Below are 24,815 nucleotides of genomic sequence, written 5' to 3' on the forward strand. Positions count from 1 at the left end.
ATCTTGCCCTATCCCCCTGCCTTTTTGTAAAGCTGATTATAAACATTTTTAAACCCATTTATGGACAAATCATCATCGCGGTTTTTATCGCTGGATGTATTTCGTGGCATGACTTTATGCTTCATGATCATTGTAAATACGCCGGGCAGCGGAGCAGCCCCATTTTCACCGCTTGAGCATGCTGCATGGCATGGCTTCACCCCAACCGATCTTGTATTCCCTTCCTTTTTGTTTGCCGTAGGCAATGCTATGAGCTTTTCAATGAAACGCTACCAGGAGATGGGCAACGCGGCCGTACTTAGCAAAATTTTCAGGCGTACGCTGCTTATATTTTTAATAGGTTACCTTATGTACTGGTTCCCTTTCTTTTCAACCAACGGCGGATTTCACTTAAAGCCTATTACACATACCCGCATTATGGGGGTTTTGCAGCGTATTGCCCTGTGCTATTGCTTTGCTTCGCTGATGATCCATTTCCTGTCCAAACAAACGGTTTTTATTTTGTCAGGCTTATTTTTAGTGATGTACTGGATCATCCTGCTGGTGTACGGCAATCCTGCCGATCCGCTGAGCATGACCGGTAATGCGGGCATTTATCTTGATAAGTTTTTGTTTGGTGTCGATCACCTGTATCACGGCGAAGGTATCCCGTTCGAACCCGAAGGTGTATTAAGCACGTTACCTGCTATTGTTAATGTGGTAGTGGGTTATTACGCAGGTAAGTTCATTCAGCAAAAAGGAAAGGGATACGATACCACTACCAAACTACTGTTAACCGGCTGCCTGTTCATCTTTTTGGCCCTGTGCTGGAACATGGTTTTCCCGATCAATAAAAAGCTGTGGACAAGCTCTTTTGTGCTGGTTACCACCGGGCTCGATCTGGTGATCCTGTCGGCATTAATCTATACGCTGGAGATCAATAACTGGAACAAGGGCAACTGGGCTCGTTTTTTCACCACCATGGGTAAAAATCCGCTGCCAATTTACGTGCTTTCCGAAATATTGCTGATCCCGGTAAGCATGATCATTATAGGCGGCGCAAATGCTGTAGACTGGATAAATACGGCTTTTTACCAGGCCATAGCGCCCGGGCCAATAGGCTCGTTGCTTTTTGCCATCAGCTTTATGCTGATCTGTTGGCTGGTGGCTTACATCCTTGACAAGCGGAATATTTATATCAGGGTGTAATTTGGAATGTCGGACTTCGAATATTCGATTTCGGATTTAGGTTTTCTTTATCGCCCGGCGGCTGATGTTTTGTCTGAACCCGAATTTATAGAATTAAGTAATTACCAGAATGCTCAGCAAATTCAAAAAATTCCAATAATTCCTTAAAATTCGAGTTCAGACAAAAAAACCATGGTTCAGAAAACACTTCTTAATATTATTTAAAAAGTTTAATTTGCGTACATCCAATTAAATAACAATTCTTTATGAAGAGATTATCCTTATTGCTTTGCGGCTGTATGGCACACCTGCTTTCTGCAGCCCAAACAAGCAAACCGGCACTCGCGCTTATCCCGCAGCCGGTAAAAGTTACCCAAACAACAGGCGAGTTTGTGCTGCCCAAAACAGTCGTTGTTGAGGCCGGTTCATCTGCCGATGTGGCAAATGTAACTGCCTACCTTAAACGAAAACTATCTACATCCACAGGAGCATTCATTACTGTAAAAAGTACCGCCCCCACAGCACCCATCAGGCTAATCTTAAATAAAACTGCTGATACAGTGCTCAAAACCGAGGGATATAAATTATCTGTAACGCCTAAAAAAGTAGTGATCCGTGCCAATGATGCTGCCGGGCTATTTTATGGTGTACAAACGTTTTTCCAGCTGCTGCCTAAAGAGGTTGAGGGTTGGGAAATAGCCAAAGGTGTAAAGTGGACTGCACCCGCAGTTGAAATTACCGACTATCCAAGGTTTGCCTGGAGAGGATTGATGTTTGATGTAGCCCGTCACTTTTTTACCAAAGCCGAGGTTAAGCAATACATCGACGCTATGGTTAAGTACAAATTCAACCTGCTGCATTTACACCTTACCGATGATGAAGGTTGGCGCGTGGAGATCAAAAGCCTGCCAAGGTTAACCGAAGTAGGAGCTCACAATGTTAAAAAAGTTGGTCAGTTTGGAACATTCACCCCGCCAACAGCTGATGAACCACGCACCTACGGCGGTTTTTACACCCAGGAAGATATCAAAGAGCTGGTACAATACGCGAAAGACCGGTTTGTTGATATCCTGCCCGAAATTGATGTTCCCGGCCATAGTCTTGCCGCAGTAGTTGCCTATCCAGAGCTTTCATGCACTCCCGGTGCCGATAAATACGTGGTAAACTCCGGCGAGCCTTTTATGGACTGGAGCGGCCCGCATAACCGCGCTATTGTTGACAACACCCTTTGCCCGGCCAACGAGAACGTTTATACTTTTATGGATAAAGTAGTTACTGAAATCGCCCAGCTGTTCCCCTTCGGTTATATCCATTTAGGGGGTGACGAGTGCGCCAAAAATTTCTGGGAACAAAGCGATGCCATAAAAGCATTAATGGCTAAAGAAAACCTGAAGACCATGAGCGAAGTACAGGCTTATTTTGAAAAGCGCCTTGAAAAGATCGTTGAATCAAAAGGCAAAAAATTCATGGGCTGGGATGAGATCATTGAAGGCGGCCTGGGGCCCAATGCAGCTGTTATGAGCTGGCGCGGTATCCAGGGTGGCATTACCGCTGCCAAAGCCGGCCACGAAGTGGTAATGAGCCCAACTACGTTCGCGTATCTTGATTATATGCAAAGCGACCGTGTAAACGAAACCAAAATCTACGCCACACTTCGTTTAAACAAAACCTATTCATGGGAGCCTGTACCCGATAGCGTTGATGCACGCCTCATTAAAGGCGGACAGGCCAACTTGTGGACAGAGCAGGTGTACAACATCCGCCAGGCCGAATATATGACCTGGCCACGCGGAATGGCTATTGCCGAGGATGTATGGTCGCCAAAAGGCACTAAAAACTGGGATGGTTTTTTCAGCAGGGTAGAGAAACACTTCCCACGCTTTGATGAAGCTGAAACCAAGATAGCCCCAAGCGCTTATGATCCGTCATTTGACGCTACCTTGAATGCCGACAGCACGTTAAAAATCACGCTGACTAACGAGGTTAACGGACTGGATACTTATTACAGTTTTGACAACTCGTTCCCCGACAGGTTTTATCCTAAATATACAACACCGATAGATGCTCCTAAGGATGCAACTACGCTCCGGGTGATCACCTATCGCGGTAAAAAGCCAATAGGCCGTATGGTTACCATGCCATTGGCTGAGCTGAAAAGCAGGATTAAGAAGTAATGATTACATTAAAGACGAAAGCCCTTCGGAATTTAATCCGAAGGGCTTTTTGTTTTACTACCCCTATGTCATTGCGAGCGATAGCGCGGCAATCTCGTAACTATACAGGGCCGCTATGCACCGTGGCGATGCAAAGCTACGAGATTGCCACGTCGCCCAATTGCACAGCCCCCGCTGCTCCTCGCAATGACATAAAGTGCATTTTTTACTTCAGCTCCGGGAATTTAGCGGCTTCAAAAATGCTTTTTTTCTTGCGCTCGTTTGCAACGAGCGCTTAAACTGGGATAGCGTTTGTAACGCGATACCGGCGATGAAATCGCCAAACCATATTAAGCGCTCGTTGCAAACGAGCGCAAGTTCGGTTACAAACGGGCACAGGTATTTTCGCTTCGGCGGCCAGAGGCCGCTTGATAGCTGCCACTCGGCGGGAGCCGAGCGGTGGCTTTTTATCTTATCTTACTTTAATTTTACTTCAGCTCCGGGAATTTAGCGGCTTCAAAAATACTTTTCTCGGTTGCTGCTTTTTCAACGTCCTGCCATTTGCGCGGCGCATCTATTGAAAGGATCATGCCCTTGTCTTTTCCTATCTGTACATCATCTTCAATACGTACACCAATGTTCCACCATTTTTTATCACATGGACTACCCGCTGGGATATAAATTCCCGGCTCAACAGTGATCACCCAATTCTCTTCCAAATTACCGCGACCGCCTTTGTCATGCACATCAAGCCCTAAATGGTGCGAGCAACCATGCGGATAGTACTTACGCACTTCCGAAGCATTTTTAATAATACCCAGTTTGATCAACCCCGCTGCTAAAACTTCCGCCGATTTCTGCTCGAGGCTTGCATACGGAACGCCTGCTTTGCATAACTTAAAAATCTCTTCCTGGGCATCATACACCAATTGGTAAATAGCCTTTTGCTCTTCGGTAAATTTGCCATTGGCTGGTACGGTACGGGTAACATCGGCAGAGTAGCCATGATACTCGGCACCAACATCCATCAGCAGCAATTGGTTGCTAAGTTTTGTAGCCGAATTTTCTTCATAGTGCAGGATACAGCCATTTGCCCCGGCACCTACAATTGGCGGGTAACCCTCGTCTTCTGCTCCATATCTTTTGTGCACATAGGTCATGATCCCTTCCACCTCGCGCTCGCTCATAGTTGGTTTTACCGATTTCATTACTTCCAGATGGGCGAGGCTTGATATTTCAACAGCTTTTTTCAATACAGCTATTTCTTCCGGAGTTTTTATACCGCGAAGTTTGGAAGTAAATTCAGCATATCCGGTGTTACCGCCGTAAGTTGCGGCAATCTTTGCCTTAACATCGGCAAGTGTTGCAGAATCGGGCTTGGCCAACAATTGTTGTATAAGCGGATTATTCTTGTGATCATCATCTGCAAACTTATCTTTAAAATAAGTCATGAAACGGTCCAAATTTTGAGGGGTAACCATTCTTGCTATCAAATTAAGGTCACTCATAACCTGCCTGTTTGTTTCCGTTATGCCAGCCTTACTTTTAAAAGCAGCTATCAGCTTCTTTAACTCGCCTGTCGAGCCATCGCCCGTAACGTCCTCTGGCAGCGCGTCATAATATACATTGGCAAACTTTTTAAAATCAACAGGGAATTTCGCAAAATCCTCACTGTTATAAGCCCGCTTAAAGCCCAGCCGCGATTTAGCACCTTCAACGCCCAAACGCCTGCCTGTCCACTGCTCGCGACCGGCATCGCGGTGGCGTACAAACAGCACCTCATTATAGCTACTGTCGCCATCGGCCTGCAGATCTTTAAATACTAACAATACTGAGTTGGGTTCTTTATATCCCGAAAAATAATACAGGTCGGGGTTAGGATGATAAACGTAGTTAACGTCATTCGAAAACACCTGCTCGGGGTACGAGAAGATCACCGTTACCGAATTGGCGGGCATCAGCTCACGCAGCGCCTGGCGTCTTCCGGCGTGAAATTCTTTGCTTAAATAATCGGTAGGTAAGTTTTCGGCGGCTTGCCCGAAACAGCGGTTGCTGCCAATAAGGGCAAGTAAAACTACTAATGCCCGAAAAAATGATCGCGTCATAATGATAAAGGAATAATGTCAGTCAAAAAAACGGTTTAAGATACTAAATATCAGGGATTATCAACTTCACCCTTTTAGGGGGAAAGATTGATTTGCAAATGATGAAATTTCAGATGTGCAAATTAAAGGGCATATTACCTCAATGCCTCAAATGGTTAAGGAAACTTACGAAGTTTTAAAAACTTCGTAAGTTTTGCAACGTGCTATGTTCTCCGCAAGCTCCCCTTTCAGAGGCCAGGGGGCTATTTAATCTTCCTTGCCGTTACACCTTCATTGGTGATCTTAACCGGCAGGATCTTGCCATCCTTATCAAAATACATTTTATCAATGCAGGTAACACGATGATTGCCATCTGTTTCGGTTAACGGGCGGCGGTGATAAACTATATACCATTCATCTTTACCCGGCACCTGGATCACCGAATGGTGACCTGCACCTGTAGCTATGCTGGCATCCTGCTTTAATATGGTTCCGATACGGTTAAACGGACCGAAAGGCGAATCGCCAATAGCGTAAGCAACGCGGTAATCCGGACCAGTCCAACCGCCTTCGCTCCACATAAAGTAGTATTTGCCTTTGCGTTTAAACATCACAGGGCCTTCAACATAATCTTTTGGGGTGATCAGTTTATAGGTTTCACCATTATCAAATGGTTCAACGCCTGTAAAATCGTTTTTTAGTTTTACAATGTTACACTGGCCCCAGCCACCATAGATCATGTAGTACTGGCCATTATCGTCTTTAAAAACAAACTGGTCGATAGGTTGCGCTTTATTGATGATCTGCCCGATGAGTGGTTTACCCAAAAGGTCTTTGAACGGACCTTCGGGTTTATCGCCAACAGCAACGCCAATGCCACCAATTTCGTTATTGTTCTGGATATCATTAGCGCCAAAAAAGATATAATATTTCCCATCCTTCTCGGTCACCGCAGGTGCCCACATAGCGCGCTTTGCCCATTTTACAGCAGCGGTATCTATGATATGCGGATACTTTGTCCAGTTAACCAGGTCGGGCGATGAAAAGGCATCCATAAACACCTGGTCGTTATATTTAGCCGAGTAGGTAGGGTACACCCAGTATTGCTTGTTAAAGATCTTAGCCTCCGGATCGGCATACCAACCTTCAACAATAGGGTTACCTGATGTTTTTTTCTCCTGTGCTAATGCTTTGTCTGCAGATATGATAATTGCTGCACCAAACGTTGCCAGCAAAACCAATTTTTTAGGAATGATCATTGGGAAATAGATTTTGGGTCTAAGATATCAAAATAGATAAAACGTTTTAGTAACGATGCACTAATTTATTCGAATTGAAGCGAATTACACGAATTTAAGATTATCGGGATTAAACAGAGAGAACTCTTATCAAATTCATTGCCGTTGACTAAAGTCAAAGGGATGCGATTGCAAACTCCCAGGCTTTAGCCAAATTCCGCTCGAACAGTTTGGGCTAAAGCCTGGGAGTTCGTTTCTTTTTTAACCGTTGACTAAAGTCAACGGCAATGAAATAATGCTTGTAGATCCTGAGCTTCTATTAACCTATTTAATTCGTGTAATTCGTGTAAATTGTGTTCAACTTAAAAGTATTCGTGAAAATTTTTTAATTACCGGTGTTCTGTTGTTTCGGTTTCTTTTTTCCCCAGCGGCGGTTAGGTTTCCTTTTGGCGTCACCTTGCGCAGGTTCAGGCTTAAGGGGTTGTATTGAGGCTAACTCATCAGGCAGCGCCATTAGCTTGATAGGCTTTTCTATCAGTTTTTCAATGTTTTTTAACTTTCGCTCATCGCGGTGGTTTACGAAGGTAATAGCAGTACCGGTGGTAGCAGCGCGGGCCGTACGACCGATACGGTGAATATAATCTTCCGGGTCGCCGGGAACATCGTAATTGATCACGAGGTCGATACCTTCCACATCAATACCACGCGAAAGCGCATCGGTACCAATGATAACCGGAAGTAATTTGTTTTTGAACTTAAGCAGGATCTCCTCACGTTCCTTCTGCTCCAGATCGGAGTGGAACGACATGGCGTTGATCTTGATCGCCTTCAATTCTTTGTACAATGCTTTAACAATTTCTTTGCGCGAAGCAAAGATGATAATACTTGTAAACGCCGAATCTTTGAGGATGTGCTGCACCAGCGGCGTTTTTTGCTGATCGTGCACCCGGTAAACCTGCTGATCGATACCCACAGCCGGCTGCGAAATGGCTATGTTAATTTGCTCGGGATCTTTCAAAATAGCTTTCGCCAATGATCGGATACGGCCCGGCATGGTGGCCGAAAAAAGCAGCGTTTGCCGTTCTTTAGGCAGGTAGCTGATGATCTTCATGATATCATCCGAAAAACCCATGTCCAGCATACGGTCGGCCTCATCAAGTACCAGGTGGGTAAGATGATTGAGCTTCAGCACACCCGATGTAAGGTGGGCGATAAGCCTGCCCGGAGTAGCCACAATGATGTTTACATTATTTTGGATGCCGCGGCGCTGCTGTTCATAAACCACACCATCGCCGCCACCAAAAACGGCAATAGAGCTGATGCCTGTAAAATAAGCAAGGCCTTCAACCTGCTGATCTATTTGCTGGGCAAGCTCGCGGGTTGGGGCAAGTATAAGGGCACTGGTATGGTGTTTATTTGTTTTACTGATGCTGTTTAAAACAGGCAGCAGGTAGGCGCCGGTTTTACCGGTACCGGTTTGAGCGCATGCAATCAGGTCGCGCCCCTCCATAATGGTTGGGATAGCCATGGCCTGTATGGGCGTAGGGTTCAGGAAACCCATACTCTCTACACCTTCAAATAATTGCTCGTTAAAATTAAAATCCTGGAAAGTCACTATATCTTATAAGTAAATTATGCAAGGTATAAAAAATTTAACGGGAAATGAGGGTTTTAGCATAATTGAGCTACCGTTAAGGATCAGAATAATTACATCGGTTCACTATCATGTAAATACAGGAGGCTCCTCCGGAGCCAAAAGGTTTGTTTCATTTTCTATAAACATGGTACTCCTACGGAGTTCTATGCATGCGTGCCTTTTAAATTCTATAGGAGTACCATGTTTATAGTTAAAAAACAAGACAGATATCAAGGCTACGGAGGTGCCTCCTATTGCATTTCAAGGCACGTATCCTGCAAAATTTGCCTATAGCAACTCTATAATGACACTCATCTTACCTTCACAATCAATTCAAAAATTTATTTTTGAAAACCTATGAATATTATCACCCAAACACCCCGCCTGCTGATCCGCGAATTTACGGCCGAAGACGAAGTACTTTCAACTGTGATTGATGCAGATGACCGTCTTACCCAGTATGTAAAGAAACGCACTCCACAGGAGAGTAAACAGGTTTTTAAGGATACCTTGAAAGAATACCAAAATGGATCGGGCCTGGGCAGATGGGGCGTCTTTAATATCGCCGATAACGATTTTATAGGCGTTTGCGCACTAAAACCAAGTGATTATGACAAGAGCCGAATTGAGTTGGGCTACCGCCTGCACCTCAAATACTGGGGGCAAGGCGTTGCAACCGAATTGGCAGAGGCATTAGTTAGCTATGGATTAAATAAAATTGGCCTGAAAGAAATTTGTGCCGTTACCCATCCGCAAAACGCGGCATCACAAAGGGTACTGATCAAAGCCGGGTTTGCAAGGGAAGGGATTGTGTTTTGGTATGGTGAAGATGTGCCGTTTTTTAGGGTGGAAACCCCTCCCAAACCCTCCCCGGAAGGGAGGGCTTAAAAATATTTATTAAAAGTCTCCCCAACCGGGGGAGATTTAGAGGGGGTGTAACCCTTTAATAATATCCTTACAACCGTTTTCAATCAATTCAAAAACCGGTTCAAATTGGTTGTCATCATAGTACGGATCGGGCACAACTTTATCGCCCAAAAGAAGTTTTACTTTGGCGGCTTGTTCTTCGTTGCGGGCCATATCAAGCACATCGCTCAAATTATTGCGGTCCATTACAAAGATGTGGTCAAAATCGTCAAAGTCGCTTCGTTTAAACTGGCGGCAAACCTGTTTGCTGATATCAATTCCATGGTTGCGTGCGGCGCGGATCGAACGCCTGTCGGGAGCTTCGCCTATATGCCATCTACCCGTACCTGCCGAATCAACATCCCAGCCCAGACCATTTTCATCTGCCAGGTGCTGCATGATCCCTTCGGCCAGTGGCGAACGGCAGATATTGCCGAGGCATACCATTAGTATTTTCATTTTGTTGGAGGTAAAAGGAGAAAGGTTAAAGGCGAAAGGTTAAAGCAGAGAGGCAACCTTTCAGCTTTAACCTTTCGCCTTAAAAAAATCAGCCAAAAATCTGATTCAAAACACCGGCCAAACGAACGCCGGCTTTTACCATTTGGTCGTTTAGTAAACCAATGTATTTAAAGTTGTATTTGTAGCTCAGGTTTTCACCGGGTTTAACATCTACATACAGTTTTTCGGCAAGCTGGTTGCTTTCATACAACCACTGGCTTATCGGGGCTTTTTGCAGCCTGGTGCGCTGGGCAGCTGTAGTATGGTTAATCATGGTTGCATACTCGGTATAACTTAACTGCTGAAAATCAATTAACTGGCTATCCCAAACCGAGTGCAGGTTGCTGTCTTTTCCAAACCACTGCACTTTTACATCGTTACCACCTTTATCACTGGTGTGGCCGGTGTGCAGCGGCTGGTGTACATCCTCAACAATATGGATCAGCATGCGCAGATAAAGCAGCTTGTTGGCTTTTGTTGTAGCTGGCTTTTTAAGCTCCGCAATCAAAAAGTTCATTTTAGTGTAGGCGTCAACGGCTGTATCCGCTTTTAAGTAGCCTTGTAGTTCGGGATAAGTATAGGCTTTATCCAGATCGATAAAATGCCAGTTATACAGGTAACCATAAGCCGGGTCGGATTTAATGAAATCGGCCCAGTTACTGGTAATTGCTATTGATTCATTGCCTAAAATGGCTTCTATGGCTTTACGGGCTTTAGGTGTAAGGTAGCTATCGGCAACCTGGCCACAAATACGGTGACCGTTAGTGCCCCAGGCCATACTTTGCAGTGGGATATAAAATATAGCCACCAGCAGTAAAAGTTTCTTTAAAATTTGTGTTTTCATTACAATGGTTTTGGAATACAGCTTGTTCTTTTTATCAAGTGCACGTTAATAGGTATTACGTTTGATGTGCTTATAAACCTGATGAGCGAATCGCCGGTGCGGTGAACCTTAAAGTATTCTTCATAATCGCCAAACCTGAAACAACCCTGCTCGTTTTTATATGAGCCATCGGCATTACAAAACTGGCCTTTAATATGCAGCGTATCCTGCCTTTGCGAGTACGTTCCGCGCACATATTCGGCCCAATGTCCTTTACTCATGCAAGTATCGGCACCATAATTTACCTTGCTAACGGTACTAATCTTCAAAAGAAATGAATCACAGCTGAATTTAATGTCGTATAGCGAATATGTTACCAGGCTTTTTTGAGCGGGTACCGAGTCCTGCCGCCACTCACCCTGTAGCTTGCTATCTCCCGGCTCCTGCATGTCGGGGTTCCTGCTACAAGAAGCTACGATTAGGCAAAAGGCGATCCCTGTTAGGTGAAAGGCGAAAGGTAAAAGGCGAAAGGCTTTCTTTGAGCGGAAAGCGGGAAGCGGAAGGCTTAAAGCGAAAAGCCGAAAGCTGAAGGAAAAAAAGAGAAAGCTATAGCGTTTTTGCATAAGCGAAAATTAAAAAGCCCCTCTCTTTTGGAGAGGGGTTGGGGTGAGGTGGCTCTTATTTTAAGCTGCCTATCATATTTTCCGGGCGTACCCACTCGTCAAACTGCTCGTTGGTTAGTAAGCCTAAGCCAATAGCTGCTTCGCGTAATGAACTCCCGTTTTTAAGTGCTGTTTTAGCAATTTTTGCTGCGTTTTCGTAACCGATGTGCGGGTTAAGTGCAGTTACCAGCATTAACGAGTTTTCAAGGTGTTTTTTGATGCCTTCGTAGTTCGGCTCAATACCTATAGCGCAATGGTCATTGAATGATACACAAGCATCGCCAATTAACCTTGCCGATTGAAGAAAGTTAGCAGCCATAACCGGTTTAAATACGTTCAGTTCGTAATGGCCGTTTGAACCACCGATAGAGATAGCCACATCATTACCCATAACTTGTGCAGCTACCATAGTAACGGCCTCATTTTGGGTTGGGTTAACTTTACCTGGCATAATTGATGAACCAGGCTCGTTATCCGGAATATGGATTTCGCCAATACCCGAACGCGGACCAGAAGCCAGCATCCTGATATCGTTAGCAATTTTCATTAATGAAACTGCAATTTGTTTCAATGCGCCATGGCTTTCCACAATAGCATCATGAGCTGCAAGTGCTTCAAATTTATTCTCGGCAGTGATGAACGGCAAACCGGTGAATTGGGCGATGTACTCAGCAACTTTTACGTCATAACCTTTAGGGGTGTTGATACCTGTACCTACGGCAGTACCACCAAGGGCAAGTTCTGAAAGGTGATCAAGCGTGTTACGCAGTGCTTTTAAACCATGGTTTAACTGAGAAACATAACCTGAAAACTCCTGGCCTAAGGTAAGCGGGGTTGCATCCATCAAATGGGTACGACCAATTTTAACTACCGATTTAAAGGCTTCTGATTTAGCCTGTAAAGTATCACGAAGTTTTTCAACACCCGGAATAGTCACGTCGATCAGCATTTTGTATGCCGCAATATGCATGGCAGTAGGGTAAGTATCATTTGATGATTGTGATTTGTTTACGTCATCATTCGGGTGGATAAAGGTTTTGCCTTCGCCCAGTTTATTGCCTTGTAATACGTGCGCGCGGTTGGCAACCACTTCGTTCACGTTCATGTTTGATTGCGTGCCCGAACCTGTTTGCCAGATCACCAGCGGAAACTCTGAAGCCAGCTGGCCGGCAAGGATCTCATCGCAAACCTGTGCTATCAGATCGCGTTTTTCTGCTGATAATACACCTAAATCGGTATTAGTAAAAGCTGCAGCCTTCTTCAGGTAAGCGAAAGCGTCGATAATTTCCTTTGGCATTGACGCCTCCGGACCAATTTTAAAATTATTGCGTGAGCGTTCGGTTTGCGCTCCCCAGTATTTGTCGGCAGGTACCTGTACCTCGCCCATGGTATCGTGTTCGGTTCTGAAACTCATGGTATTAAATTTTGCAGGGGCAAAGTTATGTTTTTATATGATGCGGGGGAACGCAGGGTGTAAACTTTTTGATGGGGAATTAGATTGTTCTGAATAGCGATTTATCTCTATTGTTCTCGCCGTTGTTGGTGTTGTCACCAACAACGGCAGAGACCTTTTTATTCGTATGTCTCCATACTACCACTTCACATCTTCTATTTTGACAACTTTATAATCAATCCCCAACCGTTTTGCATTTTGTTCAACAGTTTGGTCAAAGCCGGCTTGTTTACGGCGCTCATTCACCGTAGCGGCTTCTTTAATAGGCCAAATGTAATAACCAATGTTTTGACCGTTGCGCAATGGCTTTGATGTAGCCTGCGAGCCATAGATCTGTTCCTTGCCATCATACATCAGCTGCCTGTCGAGCATCATGGCGTACAGCCTGAAGGGCAGCTCCTTATTTTCGGCCGCGGTTTTAATTGCAGGAAGATATTTATCAATTTTGGGAGAATGCTGCACCACCGACCAGGCAGCCTCGTTGGTTGGTTCACCAACGAGCGATTTGCCGGGGTAACCATATTTTGCAAATATGTTTTCAATGAAAATCAAATTACTTGAGTCCGCCCGGGTTTGCAATTTCCAGTAATAGCCCGTTGCTTGTTCCGGCTTAACAGGCAAGGTCTTTAGTACCGAATCCTTTTTGTTCGGGTCCATCAGATAAGTTAATATTTCGCGGTATTTTTGATCAAGCGCTAATACGCTGTCAAGCTGCTTCTTTAAAACAGGATCAAACTTTTGCTGTGCAGAGGCGTTGCCTGCCGCTATTATTAACAAAGCGACGATCAGGTTCTTCATGATAAATAAGGTTTAGGCAAATAAACGCAAAAACCTGTGTTACAAGTATAAACTATCTGCCTTTTCAAACAATTTCCTGTTGCATTCGGTAGCCCTTAACGAATAATTAAACCTCGATAGTGCATACAACAGCGGCAATTTGGCCGGCGCTATTTCGTTTTGTCGCAGATCGGTAAGCCAGTTGGCACCATCAAACTCGGTGCGGTATTTTTTTTCGAGACGTTCGTAGATTTTATAGGCATCATCATGATCAAGCCACTCGGGTTTGATATAAAGGCCGGTAAGGTCGCCCATTTTTTTGCGTTCTTCAGCTTCTGCGGTATCGGCGCTGCCAAAAACAAAGTAAAAATAAAGCCACAGCAACAAACCTGCTCCGCCTATTACAGAAGCAGTTGAATCGCGTTCAATAAAAAATAATATAAAGGCTATAAAAGCAATAATAAGCGAAAACATGCGTGCATAACCCGCAATAATGCTTTGATAATTCAGCGGGATATTAAACCCGTTGCGGCTTCGCCAGGCGGCACGGGTTACCAGCATGGAGCTGGTAGGAAACAGCGGAATGCCAATAACCACAAATTTGGTCTCTATCCACTGCCCGTTAACCTCATGCACCTTGCCCAAAAACAATGATCCTATTAACATATCAGGTATAATTTAGTCGTATTATTATAATACACAACTTATAAAAGTCCTTTTAAACAAATGTTAAATATTTATTAAAATGTGAATAAGTGTATTTAATATTTTCGGCACCCGAAGGCAATCAAAAGGGCGGGAAAGAATTAATACCTATTAAGCTTGCTCCCGGCACAGACCATTAAATTTTACAAATAAGAAAATCAAACTTAATTAACTATAAAATGTTAACTGTAAAACAAATACATAAAACACTACTATGAAAAAGTTAAGTTTAATTGCAATGATGGCCCTGGCGGCATTATCATTCCAGGCCTGTAACGGCGGCGCTAAAAGCGGAGCCACCGATAGTTCGGCAGCTGTAAAAGATACTGCCGACAGCGCCAACAAAGTAAAAGACACCACCACTACAGGTGCAACAGGCATTGCTGTTACTGCCGATGATGCCAAATTTGCCACAGGCGCAGCCAACGCCGGCTTAGCCGAAGTTGCTATCGGTCAACTGGCCAGCGAAAAAGCTACCAATGCCAAAGTGAAAGACTTTGCCAAAATGATGGTTACCGACCATACCAAAGCCAATGATGAGCTGATGGCGCTTGCTAAAACTAAAAACATCAGCTTACCAACCGAACCGGATGCCGATCATCAGAAAAAGAAAACCGAACTGGCAGCAAAATCAGGGGCCGACTTTGATAAAGCTTATGTTGACGCCATGGTTGACGGCCATAAAAAAGTAGCTTCGATGTTTGAAGATGCTTCAAAAAATTGCAAGGACGCTGATCTTAAAGCGTGGGCAGCCAAAACATTGCCCACAATTCAACACCACTTAGCCGAAATTGAGGCTATCCAAAAGGGCATGAAATAATCAACTATTGATTACTTCAGAAAGAAAAAGGGAGATGTAACAATCTCCCTTTTTCTTTTATATAACTTGTGTGGGTGTAGCTAAAACGATACTTTTAACACAGCAAAATCTACTTTAATATGTCGAAACCAATAGTAACCGGCCTCATGGCCTACGGAATGTCGGGCAGGATTTTTCATGCCCCGTTTTTAACTACCAATCCGGGCTTTACCTTTAAAGCAGTGGTTGAACGCCATGAAAAAAAAGCCGGTAAAAAATATCCTGATGTTATTAGCTACGATACCATCGATGAGCTGCTTAACGACAATGAAATAGAGTTAATCATCGTTAACACGCCCAACAACACCCATTTTGATTATGCTGTACAAGCCCTTAATGCCGGCAAGCACGTGTTGATAGAAAAGCCCGCAGCTGTAACTTCTCATGAGGTAAAAGCTCTGTACGATTTGGGCAAAAAGCTTGATTTGAAAGTGATGATCTACCAAAACCGCCGTTATGACAGTGGCTTCCTTTCGGTAAAGGAAGTAATTGAAAGCGGCAGGTTAGGGGAACTGATCGAGGTTCACTTCAGGCTCGACAGGTACCGCATGGCTATCGGCGTTAAAAAATTCAAGGAAACAGCCGGTGTTCCTGGTGGCGGCCTTACTTATGATCTTGGGGCGCATTTGGTTGATAATGCCATCAGCATCTTCGGCAGGCCGTTGAGCTATGAAAAAACTACCGCTGCATTCAGACCAGATTCGCAGGTTGATGATTATTTCAATATCCACCTTAAATACCCTAACCAGTTGAATGTTTACCTAACCTCGGGATTACTCATTGCCGAACACACCTACGGCTTTGTGGTACATGGCACATTAGGCAGCTTTGTTAAAATGCGTACCGACGTACAGGAAGCACAGCTTGATGCCGATATGATGCCCACCGATGAAGGTTTTGGCATTGAACCCGAAGGCAGCGACGGCAAACTGGTGCTGATGGGAGCCGACGGGCAAAAAACTGTAGAGTGGATACCGTCACCCAAAGGTAATTATAACGGGATATTTGAGGCCGTATATCATACGGTACGTGAAAATGCGTTATTCCCCGTAACTGAAGAGCATGTTGCCTGGCAAATTGAATTGCTTGAAAGCTAAAAATGTTGTAACTATGCTTATTAAACGCTAATTAAAATAATGAAGAAACTGTATTTACTGCTTTGTCTGATTATTGCCGCCGGGTGCAGCCAGGCACAAACGCCACCTGCTAATTCCGGTTTGCCGCCATATCACATCCTCACTACAGACAGTGTTTACGTTACTCCTGCCAACCTGAAAAAAAACAAGCCGGTAATGGTGATCTATTTTTCGCCTGATTGCAGCCATTGCCAGCACCTGATGTACGATCTGAAACCCGAGCTGCCCAAGTTAAAAGATGTGCAGATTGTGATGATCACCTTTATGCCTATGCTTAAAGGCATCCAAACTTTTCAGCGCGATTTTGACCTGGCCAAATACCATAACATCACCATTGGTACCGAGGGTTATACCTACGTTGTGCAAAAGTTTTACAGCGTACAAACCACCCCATACATAGCCATTTATGATAAGTATGGTAAATTATTCCAGTCGTACCCAAAAGTGCCCAAAATTCCGGTGCTGATGGAAACGCTAAAAAAGGTATAAAGTATTTTAGTGCTGATATAAATCCGGTTAAACTTCACAAAGTTTAACCAGATTTATCGTTTAACGTCCCATCGGAGTTCCTCAGACATTTAAGTTTTGCCCCTCTGGGGCAAAGGAACATTACCGAAAATATAAACTACAAACCTTTTGCACCTCTGGTGCAGCTGTCCTCAAGCACATCTCAGTTAATACTGTTTATTAAAATTGTAAAAATCCCCCAGAGGGGGAAAAGGTTTGTAGAAAATAATGTCCCACCCCTTATCCGAACCACAGAGGGGTTCAACTTACTTAAACCCGCAGAGGCCGGTGAGAAAATCATAAAGCAATCAACATAATCAAAACCAATGAGGGGTACTGATTACGATTTGTAATAGTTACCTTTGCGGCCAATATTTAAGTTGACGATGAAGAATACCGCATTAACCGATATCCACGTAAAAACCGGCGCTAAAATGGTTCCATTTGCCGGTTACAACATGCCCGTTCAATACGCAGGAATCAACGCCGAGCACGAAACCGTGCGCAAAGCTGTTGGCGTTTTTGACGTGAGCCACATGGGCGAATTCATTTTAAAAGGCGAGAACGCGCTTGATTTAATTCAGCGTATAACCAGCAACGATGCCTCAAAATTATACGATGGCAAGGTGCAGTACTCATGCCTGCCAAATGAAAATGGCGGCATTGTTGATGATCTGCTGGTTTACCGTATCGACGAAAAGACCTATATGCTGGTGGTTAATGCCTCAAACATTGAAAAAGACTGGGACTGGATCTCCAAATACAACACCAACGGCGTAGATATGAAAAATATCTCCGACCGTACTTCACTGCTGGCTATCCAGGGCCCCAAAGCTGCTGAAGCTTTGCAAAGCCTTACCGAGGTGGATTTGGTATCGATGGAATACTACACCTTTAAAAAAGGAACGTTTGCCGGCGTTGATAACGTGGTGATATCTGCTACAGGTTACACCGGAGCCGGCGGGTTTGAAATCTATTTTGAAAACCAATACGCGGAGCAGATCTGGGATGCCATATTCAAAGCAGGCGAACCCTTCGGCATTAAGCCAATTGGTTTAGGCGCGCGTGATACTTTACGTTTGGAAATGGGTTTCTGCCTTTACGGCAATGATATCGATGATAACACCTCGCCTCTTGAAGCCGGCCTGGGCTGGGTAACCAAATTCAATAAAGAGTTTACCAATGCCGAAGCCCTGCAAGCCCAAAAACAAGCTGGTGTAAGCCGCAAGCTGGTAGGCTTTGAAATGATTGACCGCGGCATTCCGCGCCATGACTATGTTATTGTTGATGTGGATGGCAATACCATTGGCAAAGTAACTTCAGGCACACAATCGCCATCGTTACAAAAAGCTATTGGTATGGGTTATGTAGATACCGCTTTCGCCAAAGAAGGCACCGAAATCTATATCAGCATCAGGGATAATAAAATCAAGGCACAGATTGTAAAACCGCCGTTTTATAAAGCCCCCTAACCCCCTGAAGGGGGAACTACCTGTAAAGCTTTAAATAAACTACACAACAAATGTCCGAAACTACAACTACCCAAACTCCCCCTTCAGGGGGCCGGGGGGCACACGTTTGCCTAACCCCTGCATTACTGCCGCTTTTTAATGTGGAAGATTATATTGTAGTGGTTATTGATATTTTCAGGGCAACATCATCTATATGTTATGGTATTGAAAACGGTGCTGAGGCTATTATACCGGTATCACAAGTTGAGGAGTGTGCCGCGTATAGAGAGAAAGGGCTGGATTACCTTCTTGCCGCCGAACGCGACGGATCGGTAGTGGAGGGTTTTGATTTTGGCAATTCGCCATTTTCTTACACAAAAGAAAAAGTAGCGGGCAAAACCGTAGTATTAACCACTACAAACGGCACACACGCTCTGCATTTATCGCGCAGCGCTAAAAAAATTGTAATTGGTTCGTTCCTGAACCTTACCGCACTAAGCAACTGGCTTAACACGCAAAATGAAAATATTCTGCTGGTTTGTGCCGGATGGAAAAACAATTTCAACCTGGAAGATACCCTGTTTGCAGGAGCTGTGGTTGACCAGTTAAAAGACAAAGGATTTGTATTGGATGATGCCGCTATAGCCGCCAATGATCTTTTCCAGGTTGGTAAAAGCGATATCAATACTTACCTCAAAAAAACATCACACGGCGAACGCCTGAAGAAATTAGGTATCGAAAAAGATATTGAATTTTGCTTACAGATTGACCTGACTACCGCTATTCCGATTCTGGAAGGGGAGAAGTTGGTGAAATTGGTGGTGTAAAATAAGTTATGTCATTGCGAGCGCAGCGTGGCAATCTCGTCGCCATGCATATTCGATGTGCATAGCTACGGGATTGCTTCGTCGTTCCTCCTCGCAATGACATATTTATATATCAGGCGGTAAACTCTACCAAAGCCTTTTCAATCCTGCTGATGGTTTCTTCTTTACCAAGCAGCGCAACAATATCAAATACATGCGGGCCAAACTTACCACCAACCAGCATAATGCGGAATGGTAGCATCACATCACCAACTTTTAAACCTTTTTCTTCGGCAAGGGCTTTAAATTTAGCTTCCAGGCCATGCGCTTCAATAGCAGCCTCATTATTTAGCAAAGCGATGAATGCATGATAAAACTCCGTTTTGGTATCATTCCATTTAGGCTTTACCGCGTTAAGGTCATACTCTTTAGGCTGTTCAAAAAAGAAGCCTGCCTGCTGGTAAAAATCTGGCAACAGCACGCAACGGTCTTTGATCAAACCAATAACTTTAGCCAAATAATCGTCATCGTTAACAGTAACGCCCTTATCAGCAAATACTTTTATAACATCCGGCTTCAGACTTTCGGCTTCAGACTTCTTAATCCACTCGGCATTGAACCATTTGGCTTTTTCAAAATCAAACTTAGCGCCTGATTTACTAACACGCTCTATCGAGAATTTTTCAATCAGTTCATCCAGGGTAAAAATCTCCTGCTCGGTACCATCGTTCCACCCTAAAGTAGCCAACAGGTTCAAAAATGCCTCTGGTAAAAAACCAAGCTCACGGAAACCCTGTGTTAATTCGCCCGATTTTGCATCGAACCAATTCATAGCATAAACCGGGAAACCCAAACGGGCACCATCGCGCTTACTCAGCTTACCATGGCCATCCGGTTTCAATATCAACGGCAAGTGTGCCCATTGTGGCATATCGGCTTTCCAGCCCAGGTATTCCCAAAGCAGTAAATGCACAGGGGCCGATGGCAGCCACTCTTCTCCGCGGAAAGCGTGGGTAATTTTCATCAGGTAATCATCAACTACCACAGCCAAATGGTACGTAGGCATACCATCAGCCTTTAACAATACCTTATCATCAACCTGGCTGGTTTCAAAGCTCACATACCCGCGGATCATGTCGTTAAAAGTAACGGTTTCACCTTCGGGCATTTTGATACGGATAACGTGCGGCGTACCGGCAGCAAGCAATGCGTCAACCTCATGCTGTGGCAACGAAAGCGAGTTTCTTAATGTATGGCGATAAGCTAATCCGTATTGAAAATTAGGGATCTCTTTACGATTTTTATCTAATTCTTCGGCAGTATCAAAGGCATAATAAGCATGGCCTTCCATCACCAGGCGTTCGGCATACTCACGATAAAGCGGTTTACGTTCGCTTTGGCGATAAGGGGCATAATGCCCTCCTGCAACCGGGCTTTCATCAGGGTGAAGGCCGCACCATTTCAGGCAATCTAAAATATATTCTTCGGCACCTTCCACATAACGGGTTTGATCGGTATCCTCAATTCGCAAAACAAAATCGCCGCCATGTTTTTTGGCGTATAAATAGTTGAACAACACGGTGCGCACGCCACCAAGGTGTAAACCACCGGTAGGGCTTGGCGCAAAACGGACTCTTACTTTTTTATCGGTCATGATGGGGCAAAGATAGGTTTTAAGTCGGAAAGTCCGGAAGTCCGCTGTCCGAAAGTCGAAAGGACGGTACAGGTCGAAAAGCCTGTAATCTGAAAGTTTGACCACGTACAAATTCGAACTTTTCAACTTACGGACTTGCGGACTCTCCGACTTACGGACTTCCTCCCCAACAAAAATTATATTTTACAAAGCAATTTTACGTTATTTGGACTGTGCCTAGCATGAACCCATATCAACAGAAAAAACGTTGGAAATATTTACTCCTTGCATTTGCCGTGGTAATTGCAATTGGCTCATTACTTTATACCCGTTACCTGGTAAAAAACATTGAGCGTTCGGAACGTACCCGCGCCCAGGTTTGGGCCATAAGTATGCGCCAGATCCTTGCCTCAGATGATAATGATTTTTTAAACTACGTAATAGCTGTGCGCGATAGCCTCACCGTGCCCGCTATTGTAACTGATGGGAAAGGTGAAATAGTTTTACAGCGTGGCTTAGACACAACAAAAACCTTCATTAAGCTGGAAGCAGAAAGCAACAAAAAGAAAAAATACGATCCAGTTTATTTTAAAGAAGAGCTTGAATATATGAAGGGGCAGCATGCTCCTATTAAACTCCAGGTTTTGGGCGAAGAAAATTTTGTTTATTATAAAGACTCACCGCTGCTTACACAATTGCGCTTATTCCCTTATATCCAACTTACCGTAATTGCTATATTTTTATTGATGGCCTATACCGCCTTCAGCTCGTCCCGAAAATCGGAGCAGGACCAGGTTTGGGTTGGTTTAGCTAAAGAAACAGCACATCAGCTGGGCACGCCTATATCGTCGCTCATTGCCTGGATTGAGCTAATGAAAGAGAAGTTTAATGCCGAAGACGATGTGCTGATTGCCGAAATGGAAAACGATGTAAAGCGCCTGGAAATAGTAGCCGATCGTTTTTCGAAAATCGGCTCCAAATCCGTGTTGGAAGAACATGGCGTGTATGCCGTAGTGAAGGATTTTGTTGATTACTTTAAAGTCCGTGTAAGCAAAAACATCAGTTTTGAGCTTACCGGCAACCCTCATCTAAAGGCCGGCCTTAACATTCCGCTGTTTGATTGGGTGATAGAGAACATATTAAAAAATGCTGTTAATGCCATTGAGGGCAAAGGCAGTATTAAAGTTGAAATCAGCGGCAACAAGGTAAAAAACCAAATTTTTATCGATATTACCGATACCGGCAAAGGCATCCCCCGCTCTAAATTTGATACTGTCTTTCAACCCGGTTATACTACGCGCAAGCGGGGCTGGGGGCTGGGCCTGTCGCTCACCAAACGTATTGTGGAAAATTACCACAACGGGCAGATCTTTGTAAAAGACTCGGAAATAGGCAAGGGAACAACATTCAGGATAATACTAAAAAACACGCGCAATGATAACAAAACCAAAACCAGGTGATTATTCGCCGTTTGCTGCGGGATATGTAGGGCTTGTTGGCGACAATGATGTAATTAACATGCTTGAACAGCAAATGAATATCAGCTACCAGCTGCTCAGCAATTTAACCGACGAAGAAGCTTTGCACGCCTATGCCCCCGGTAAATGGACAGTTAAGCAGGCTTTGGGACACATGATTGATACCGAACGTACTTTTGCTTACCGGGCGCTCGTATTTTCGCGCAACCACATTGAGCTACCCGGTTTTGACCAGGATGTTTACGTTAACAATACCGATTTTAACAGTCAAAATATAAAAGATCTGGCCGAAGAGTTCAGGGCTTTACGCCAGGGCAATCTTTATATGGTTAAAGCTTTCAGCGATGAGCAATTAGCCCGTACTGGCATAGCCAGCAGCCATTTGTTTACTGTAGCGGCATTTGTATTTATGCTCGCCGGGCATGAGCGCCATCATTTAAACTTATTTAAAGAGCGGTATGGTATAGGGTAAGCCTGCCGCTTATTTTAACCGATTAGCCTCCTGCAGATTATCGGATGCAAAAGGTCAAATCAAACAGAATATCATACACCAAAACAATCTCTCCGACATACCCGGCTTTTTGTACAACCGGCTTGGCTGCAAAAAAAGCCCCGCCAAAATGCCGGAGCTTTAAATGATATTGAATAAATCGCTTATAATTTTTCGATATGCTGATCTTCCTTATCCAGCACTTCCCTTTTTTCGATGCGGTATGATAAAAACAAACCCGCTCCTCCAAAAATAGCGATCAATGCTACGTACAAAAAGAAAACATCGTCGTCAAAACTATTGAATATGCCACGATTTAAAACATAGGCTAAAAACAACCCGATACCTGAACCAATGAGCAGCAAGCCCCATTTTAAATTTTGGTAAGGAGCCGATTGTGGTTTGTAACTCCTTGGATCCATGTTTCTTTCGATCATAGCTAATTTCTCCCGTTTGTTTAAGTAAACGATCCCGAAGATCATTGCGAATAAGCTGAGGGGTATTATAATTCCTGCTAATACACCCAATTCACCTGCGCCCATAATATTTGTTTTTTTAATTAAGTTAATATTGTTTTTTCTCTCTCTGTAATACGCCGTTGCGGTGTATTTGTAAGCTATGACCACATGTTTTTTAAACAGGTTACACCCTGATTGAAAAAATATTTTCACACCCCCTTTAGGGGGCCGGGGGGCTTGTGTACCTTTGCCTTAATGATAAGTGCGGCTACTCCATTTAACCTGCTGGGGCAGGATCTTTTATTATTACCACAAAAAGCCATTTACTGGCAGCAACAAAAGGCGCTGATAGTTGCCGATGTGCATTTGGGTAAGGTTGGGCATTTCCGTAAAGCGGGGATAGCCATACCTCGCGATATGGAACAAAGCGACCTGGCTGTACTTTCTGATCTTATTTATGAACATAAGCCAGAGAAAGTAATTTTTTTAGGCGATCTGTTCCATAGCGATATGAATAACGACTGGGATTGGTTCATCCTTTGGCGTAGCCAGTTCCCAGCATTGCAGGTCATCCTCGTCCGCGGCAACCATGATGTAATCGATGATAAACATTATCACAACCTAAATATCGAGTTGCATGACGATTTATTGATAGGCCCATTTCTGATGATGCACCATCCGCTTGCTGATGATAAACCGGCGGTAGGCTATGTTTTTTGCGGGCACATCCACCCCGGCGTAAATCTGAGCGGCAGAGGGCGGCAAAGCATCACGCTGCCATGCTTTGCTTTCGGAAGCCGGCAGGTTATACTGCCGTCGTTTGGTAAATTTACGGGCCGGGTTGCTATCCGCAGCCTTCAAAACGACAGGATCTTTGCTGTATTGAAAGATAAAGTAGTTGCTATCGCCTGATTTTTCATACTGCACCAACCTTTATTACAGCGCATTAACTGTCATAGCAGTGTATTTACACCTTAACAGCCAGCCCATTGCTTTAGATTGATTCTAAATAGATTTTTGATCTTCAATAAGCCAAAACCTCTTCTATGTTTTGTTATTTAATAAATACTTTTGCCTAACAAATCCAATTCATAATGAGCGAATTCAAACAAACCTTAAACTCGTCGCTGGGCAAAAAGCTGATCATGGCTTTAACAGGCTTGTTTCTGTGTACCTTTTTAATTGTACACGTAGGCGGCAACCTGCTGTTGTTTAAACACGATGACGGTTTCAGTTTTAACGTGTATGCCAACTTCCTTACGCATTTTCCGCCTATCGAAGTAATTGCATACCTGTTGTACCTTTCCATTTTAGTGCATGCACTATACGGTTTGATCCTGACTGTCAAAAACCGTAAAGCCCGTCCTGTACGTTATGCAGTAGCGGCAAAATCTGATGCCTCATGGTCATCAAAAAACATGGGCCTTTTAGGTTCAATCATGTTCCTGTTCATCGTTATCCACATGGGCGATTTCTGGTTCCGTTACCACAACGACCAAACCATGGGCTTTAAAGAGTACCGTACCGATCTGGCTACCGGTGTTACCACTGCTGCCGAATACAAACCGGTTAACGCTGATTTCAGCCACTCTGTATCAACCGAAAACAATGTAGAGGTTGTAAGGGTAAAAGACCTGCATGCACGCGTTGTTTATAGCTTCAGCAACCTTATTTACGTTATATTTTACGTAATAGCCATGGGCGCTGTAGCATTTCACTTGCTGCATGGTTTCCAGAGCGCATTTCGTACGCTGGGCTGGGTACACCGCAAATACACCCCGGTAGTTTACTTTATTGGCACATGGCTGTTTGCGGTTATTATTCCGCTGCTTTTTGCCGCCATGCCGGTTTATTATTACTATTTATCAACCCAGGGAGCTCACTAAGTTAGCTGG

23 protein-coding genes are annotated in these 24,815 nt (G+C 44.2%); 12 read left to right on the forward strand and 11 right to left on the reverse strand.

All coding sequences use genetic code 11. The features are described from left to right. The first annotated feature begins 60 nt into the window (after positions 1–60). Together ACEN9X_RS11100 and ACEN9X_RS11105 are read left to right on the forward strand one after the other, a co-directional pair. Entirely contained in the window at positions 61–1,188 is a 1,128-nt protein-coding gene (locus ACEN9X_RS11100) for an acyltransferase family protein (RefSeq protein ID WP_413670430.1), read from the forward strand. 245 nt (positions 1,189–1,433) lie between these two features. After that, entirely contained in the window at positions 1,434–3,341 is a 1,908-nt protein-coding gene (locus ACEN9X_RS11105) for a beta-N-acetylhexosaminidase (protein WP_413670431.1), read from the forward strand. A gap of 467 nt (positions 3,342–3,808) precedes the next feature. Here ACEN9X_RS11105 and ACEN9X_RS11110 read toward each other — a convergent pair whose 3' ends face one another. The 3 genes from ACEN9X_RS11110 to ACEN9X_RS11120 all read right to left on the reverse strand — a co-directional run bounded on the left by ACEN9X_RS11110 (position 3,809) and on the right by ACEN9X_RS11120 (position 8,257). Next, entirely contained in the window at positions 3,809–5,425 is a 1,617-nt protein-coding gene (locus ACEN9X_RS11110) for an aminopeptidase P N-terminal domain-containing protein (RefSeq protein WP_413670432.1), read from the reverse strand. 242 nt (positions 5,426–5,667) lie between these two features. Continuing rightward, positions 5,668–6,663, reverse strand: coding sequence for a glycoside hydrolase family 43 protein (locus ACEN9X_RS11115; RefSeq protein ID WP_413670433.1), 996 nt, complete (start codon positions 6,661–6,663; stop codon positions 5,668–5,670). A 364-nt stretch (positions 6,664–7,027) separates the two neighbouring features. Then, positions 7,028–8,257 (reverse strand): DEAD/DEAH box helicase, encoded by a 1,230-nt coding sequence (locus ACEN9X_RS11120; protein ID WP_413670434.1) that lies wholly within the window; start codon positions 8,255–8,257, stop codon positions 7,028–7,030. A 378-nt stretch (positions 8,258–8,635) separates the two neighbouring features. On the opposite strand from ACEN9X_RS11120, the gene ACEN9X_RS11125 reads away from it, so the two are divergent. Beyond that, on the forward strand, positions 8,636–9,166 hold the full coding sequence (locus tag ACEN9X_RS11125) for a GNAT family N-acetyltransferase (RefSeq protein WP_413670435.1): 531 nt from the start codon (positions 8,636–8,638) through the stop codon (positions 9,164–9,166). A 36-nt stretch (positions 9,167–9,202) separates the two neighbouring features. Here the strand turns inward: ACEN9X_RS11125 and ACEN9X_RS11130 are convergent, their stop codons facing one another. The 6 genes from ACEN9X_RS11130 to ACEN9X_RS11155 form a co-directional block, all read right to left on the reverse strand. Next, a complete protein-coding gene (locus tag ACEN9X_RS11130) occupies positions 9,203–9,643 on the reverse strand; it encodes a low molecular weight protein-tyrosine-phosphatase (protein WP_413670436.1) in 441 nt (146 codons plus the stop codon). An 88-nt stretch (positions 9,644–9,731) separates the two neighbouring features. Next, the gene (locus tag ACEN9X_RS11135; protein ID WP_413670437.1) at positions 9,732–10,526 is read right to left on the reverse strand and encodes a S1/P1 nuclease; all 795 of its coding nucleotides are present in this window, start codon (positions 10,524–10,526) and stop codon (positions 9,732–9,734) included. After that, positions 10,526–10,954, reverse strand: a complete 429-nt coding sequence (locus tag ACEN9X_RS11140; protein WP_413670438.1) for a fumarate hydratase — start codon at positions 10,952–10,954, stop codon at positions 10,526–10,528. Before ACEN9X_RS11140 ends, ACEN9X_RS11135 begins: the two co-directional genes overlap by 1 nt. 229 nt (positions 10,955–11,183) lie before the next feature. Beyond that, positions 11,184–12,581, reverse strand: coding sequence for a class II fumarate hydratase (fumC, locus tag ACEN9X_RS11145; protein WP_413670439.1), 1,398 nt, complete (start codon positions 12,579–12,581; stop codon positions 11,184–11,186). Positions 12,582–12,758: 177 nt separating this feature from the next. After that, on the reverse strand, positions 12,759–13,418 hold the full coding sequence (locus tag ACEN9X_RS11150) for a DUF6624 domain-containing protein (protein WP_413670440.1): 660 nt from the start codon (positions 13,416–13,418) through the stop codon (positions 12,759–12,761). Between the two features lie 39 nt (positions 13,419–13,457). Continuing rightward, positions 13,458–14,063, reverse strand: coding sequence for a hypothetical protein (locus ACEN9X_RS11155; RefSeq protein WP_413670441.1), 606 nt, complete (start codon positions 14,061–14,063; stop codon positions 13,458–13,460). A 253-nt stretch (positions 14,064–14,316) separates the two neighbouring features. On the opposite strand from ACEN9X_RS11155, the gene ACEN9X_RS11160 reads away from it, so the two are divergent. The 5 genes from ACEN9X_RS11160 (at position 14,317) to ACEN9X_RS11180 (ending at position 18,882) form a co-directional block, all read left to right on the forward strand. After that, a complete protein-coding gene (locus ACEN9X_RS11160; RefSeq protein WP_413670442.1) occupies positions 14,317–14,922 on the forward strand; it encodes a DUF4142 domain-containing protein in 606 nt (201 codons plus the stop codon). A 119-nt stretch (positions 14,923–15,041) separates the two neighbouring features. Beyond that, on the forward strand, positions 15,042–16,058 hold the full coding sequence (locus ACEN9X_RS11165; protein WP_413670443.1) for a Gfo/Idh/MocA family oxidoreductase: 1,017 nt from the start codon (positions 15,042–15,044) through the stop codon (positions 16,056–16,058). A 39-nt stretch (positions 16,059–16,097) separates the two neighbouring features. Next, on the forward strand, positions 16,098–16,586 hold the full coding sequence (locus ACEN9X_RS11170; RefSeq protein WP_091210093.1) for a TlpA family protein disulfide reductase: 489 nt from the start codon (positions 16,098–16,100) through the stop codon (positions 16,584–16,586). Between the two features lie 404 nt (positions 16,587–16,990). After that, positions 16,991–18,076 carry a glycine cleavage system aminomethyltransferase GcvT gene (gene gcvT / locus ACEN9X_RS11175; protein ID WP_413670444.1) on the forward strand — a complete coding sequence of 362 codons (1,086 nt, stop codon included), beginning with the start codon at positions 16,991–16,993 and terminating at the stop codon, positions 18,074–18,076. A 50-nt stretch (positions 18,077–18,126) separates the two neighbouring features. Then, on the forward strand, positions 18,127–18,882 hold the full coding sequence (locus tag ACEN9X_RS11180) for a 2-phosphosulfolactate phosphatase (RefSeq protein WP_413670445.1): 756 nt from the start codon (positions 18,127–18,129) through the stop codon (positions 18,880–18,882). A 112-nt stretch (positions 18,883–18,994) separates the two neighbouring features. Here the strand turns inward: ACEN9X_RS11180 and gltX are convergent, their stop codons facing one another. Next, positions 18,995–20,515, reverse strand: coding sequence for a glutamate--tRNA ligase (gene gltX / locus ACEN9X_RS11185; RefSeq protein WP_413670446.1), 1,521 nt, complete (start codon positions 20,513–20,515; stop codon positions 18,995–18,997). A 221-nt stretch (positions 20,516–20,736) separates the two neighbouring features. Here gltX and ACEN9X_RS11190 point away from each other — a divergent pair, with 221 nt between their 5' ends. Both ACEN9X_RS11190 and ACEN9X_RS11195 read left to right on the forward strand, forming a co-directional pair. After that, on the forward strand, positions 20,737–21,954 hold the full coding sequence (locus tag ACEN9X_RS11190) for a sensor histidine kinase (RefSeq protein ID WP_413670447.1): 1,218 nt from the start codon (positions 20,737–20,739) through the stop codon (positions 21,952–21,954). Next, the gene (locus ACEN9X_RS11195; protein WP_413670448.1) at positions 21,929–22,444 is read left to right on the forward strand and encodes a DinB family protein; all 516 of its coding nucleotides are present in this window, start codon (positions 21,929–21,931) and stop codon (positions 22,442–22,444) included. Before ACEN9X_RS11190 ends, ACEN9X_RS11195 begins: the two co-directional genes overlap by 26 nt. A 182-nt stretch (positions 22,445–22,626) precedes the next feature. Here the strand turns inward: ACEN9X_RS11195 and ACEN9X_RS11200 are convergent, their stop codons facing one another. Beyond that, entirely contained in the window at positions 22,627–23,004 is a 378-nt protein-coding gene (locus ACEN9X_RS11200; protein WP_413670449.1) for a DUF6249 domain-containing protein, read from the reverse strand. Between the two features lie 111 nt (positions 23,005–23,115). Between ACEN9X_RS11200 and pdeM the strand changes: the two genes are divergently transcribed. Both pdeM and ACEN9X_RS11210 read left to right on the forward strand, forming a co-directional pair. Continuing rightward, the gene (gene pdeM, locus ACEN9X_RS11205; protein WP_413670450.1) at positions 23,116–23,832 is read left to right on the forward strand and encodes a ligase-associated DNA damage response endonuclease PdeM; all 717 of its coding nucleotides are present in this window, start codon (positions 23,116–23,118) and stop codon (positions 23,830–23,832) included. Positions 23,833–24,014: 182 nt separating this feature from the next. Continuing rightward, positions 24,015–24,806: a succinate dehydrogenase cytochrome b subunit gene (locus ACEN9X_RS11210; protein ID WP_413670451.1), complete on the forward strand. Its 792-nt coding sequence runs from the start codon at positions 24,015–24,017 to the stop codon at positions 24,804–24,806. Positions 24,807–24,815 lie beyond the last annotated feature (9 nt).

This window comes from Mucilaginibacter sp. Mucisp86, from assembly GCF_047324315.1.
GTDB lineage: Bacteria > Bacteroidota > Bacteroidia > Sphingobacteriales > Sphingobacteriaceae > Mucilaginibacter.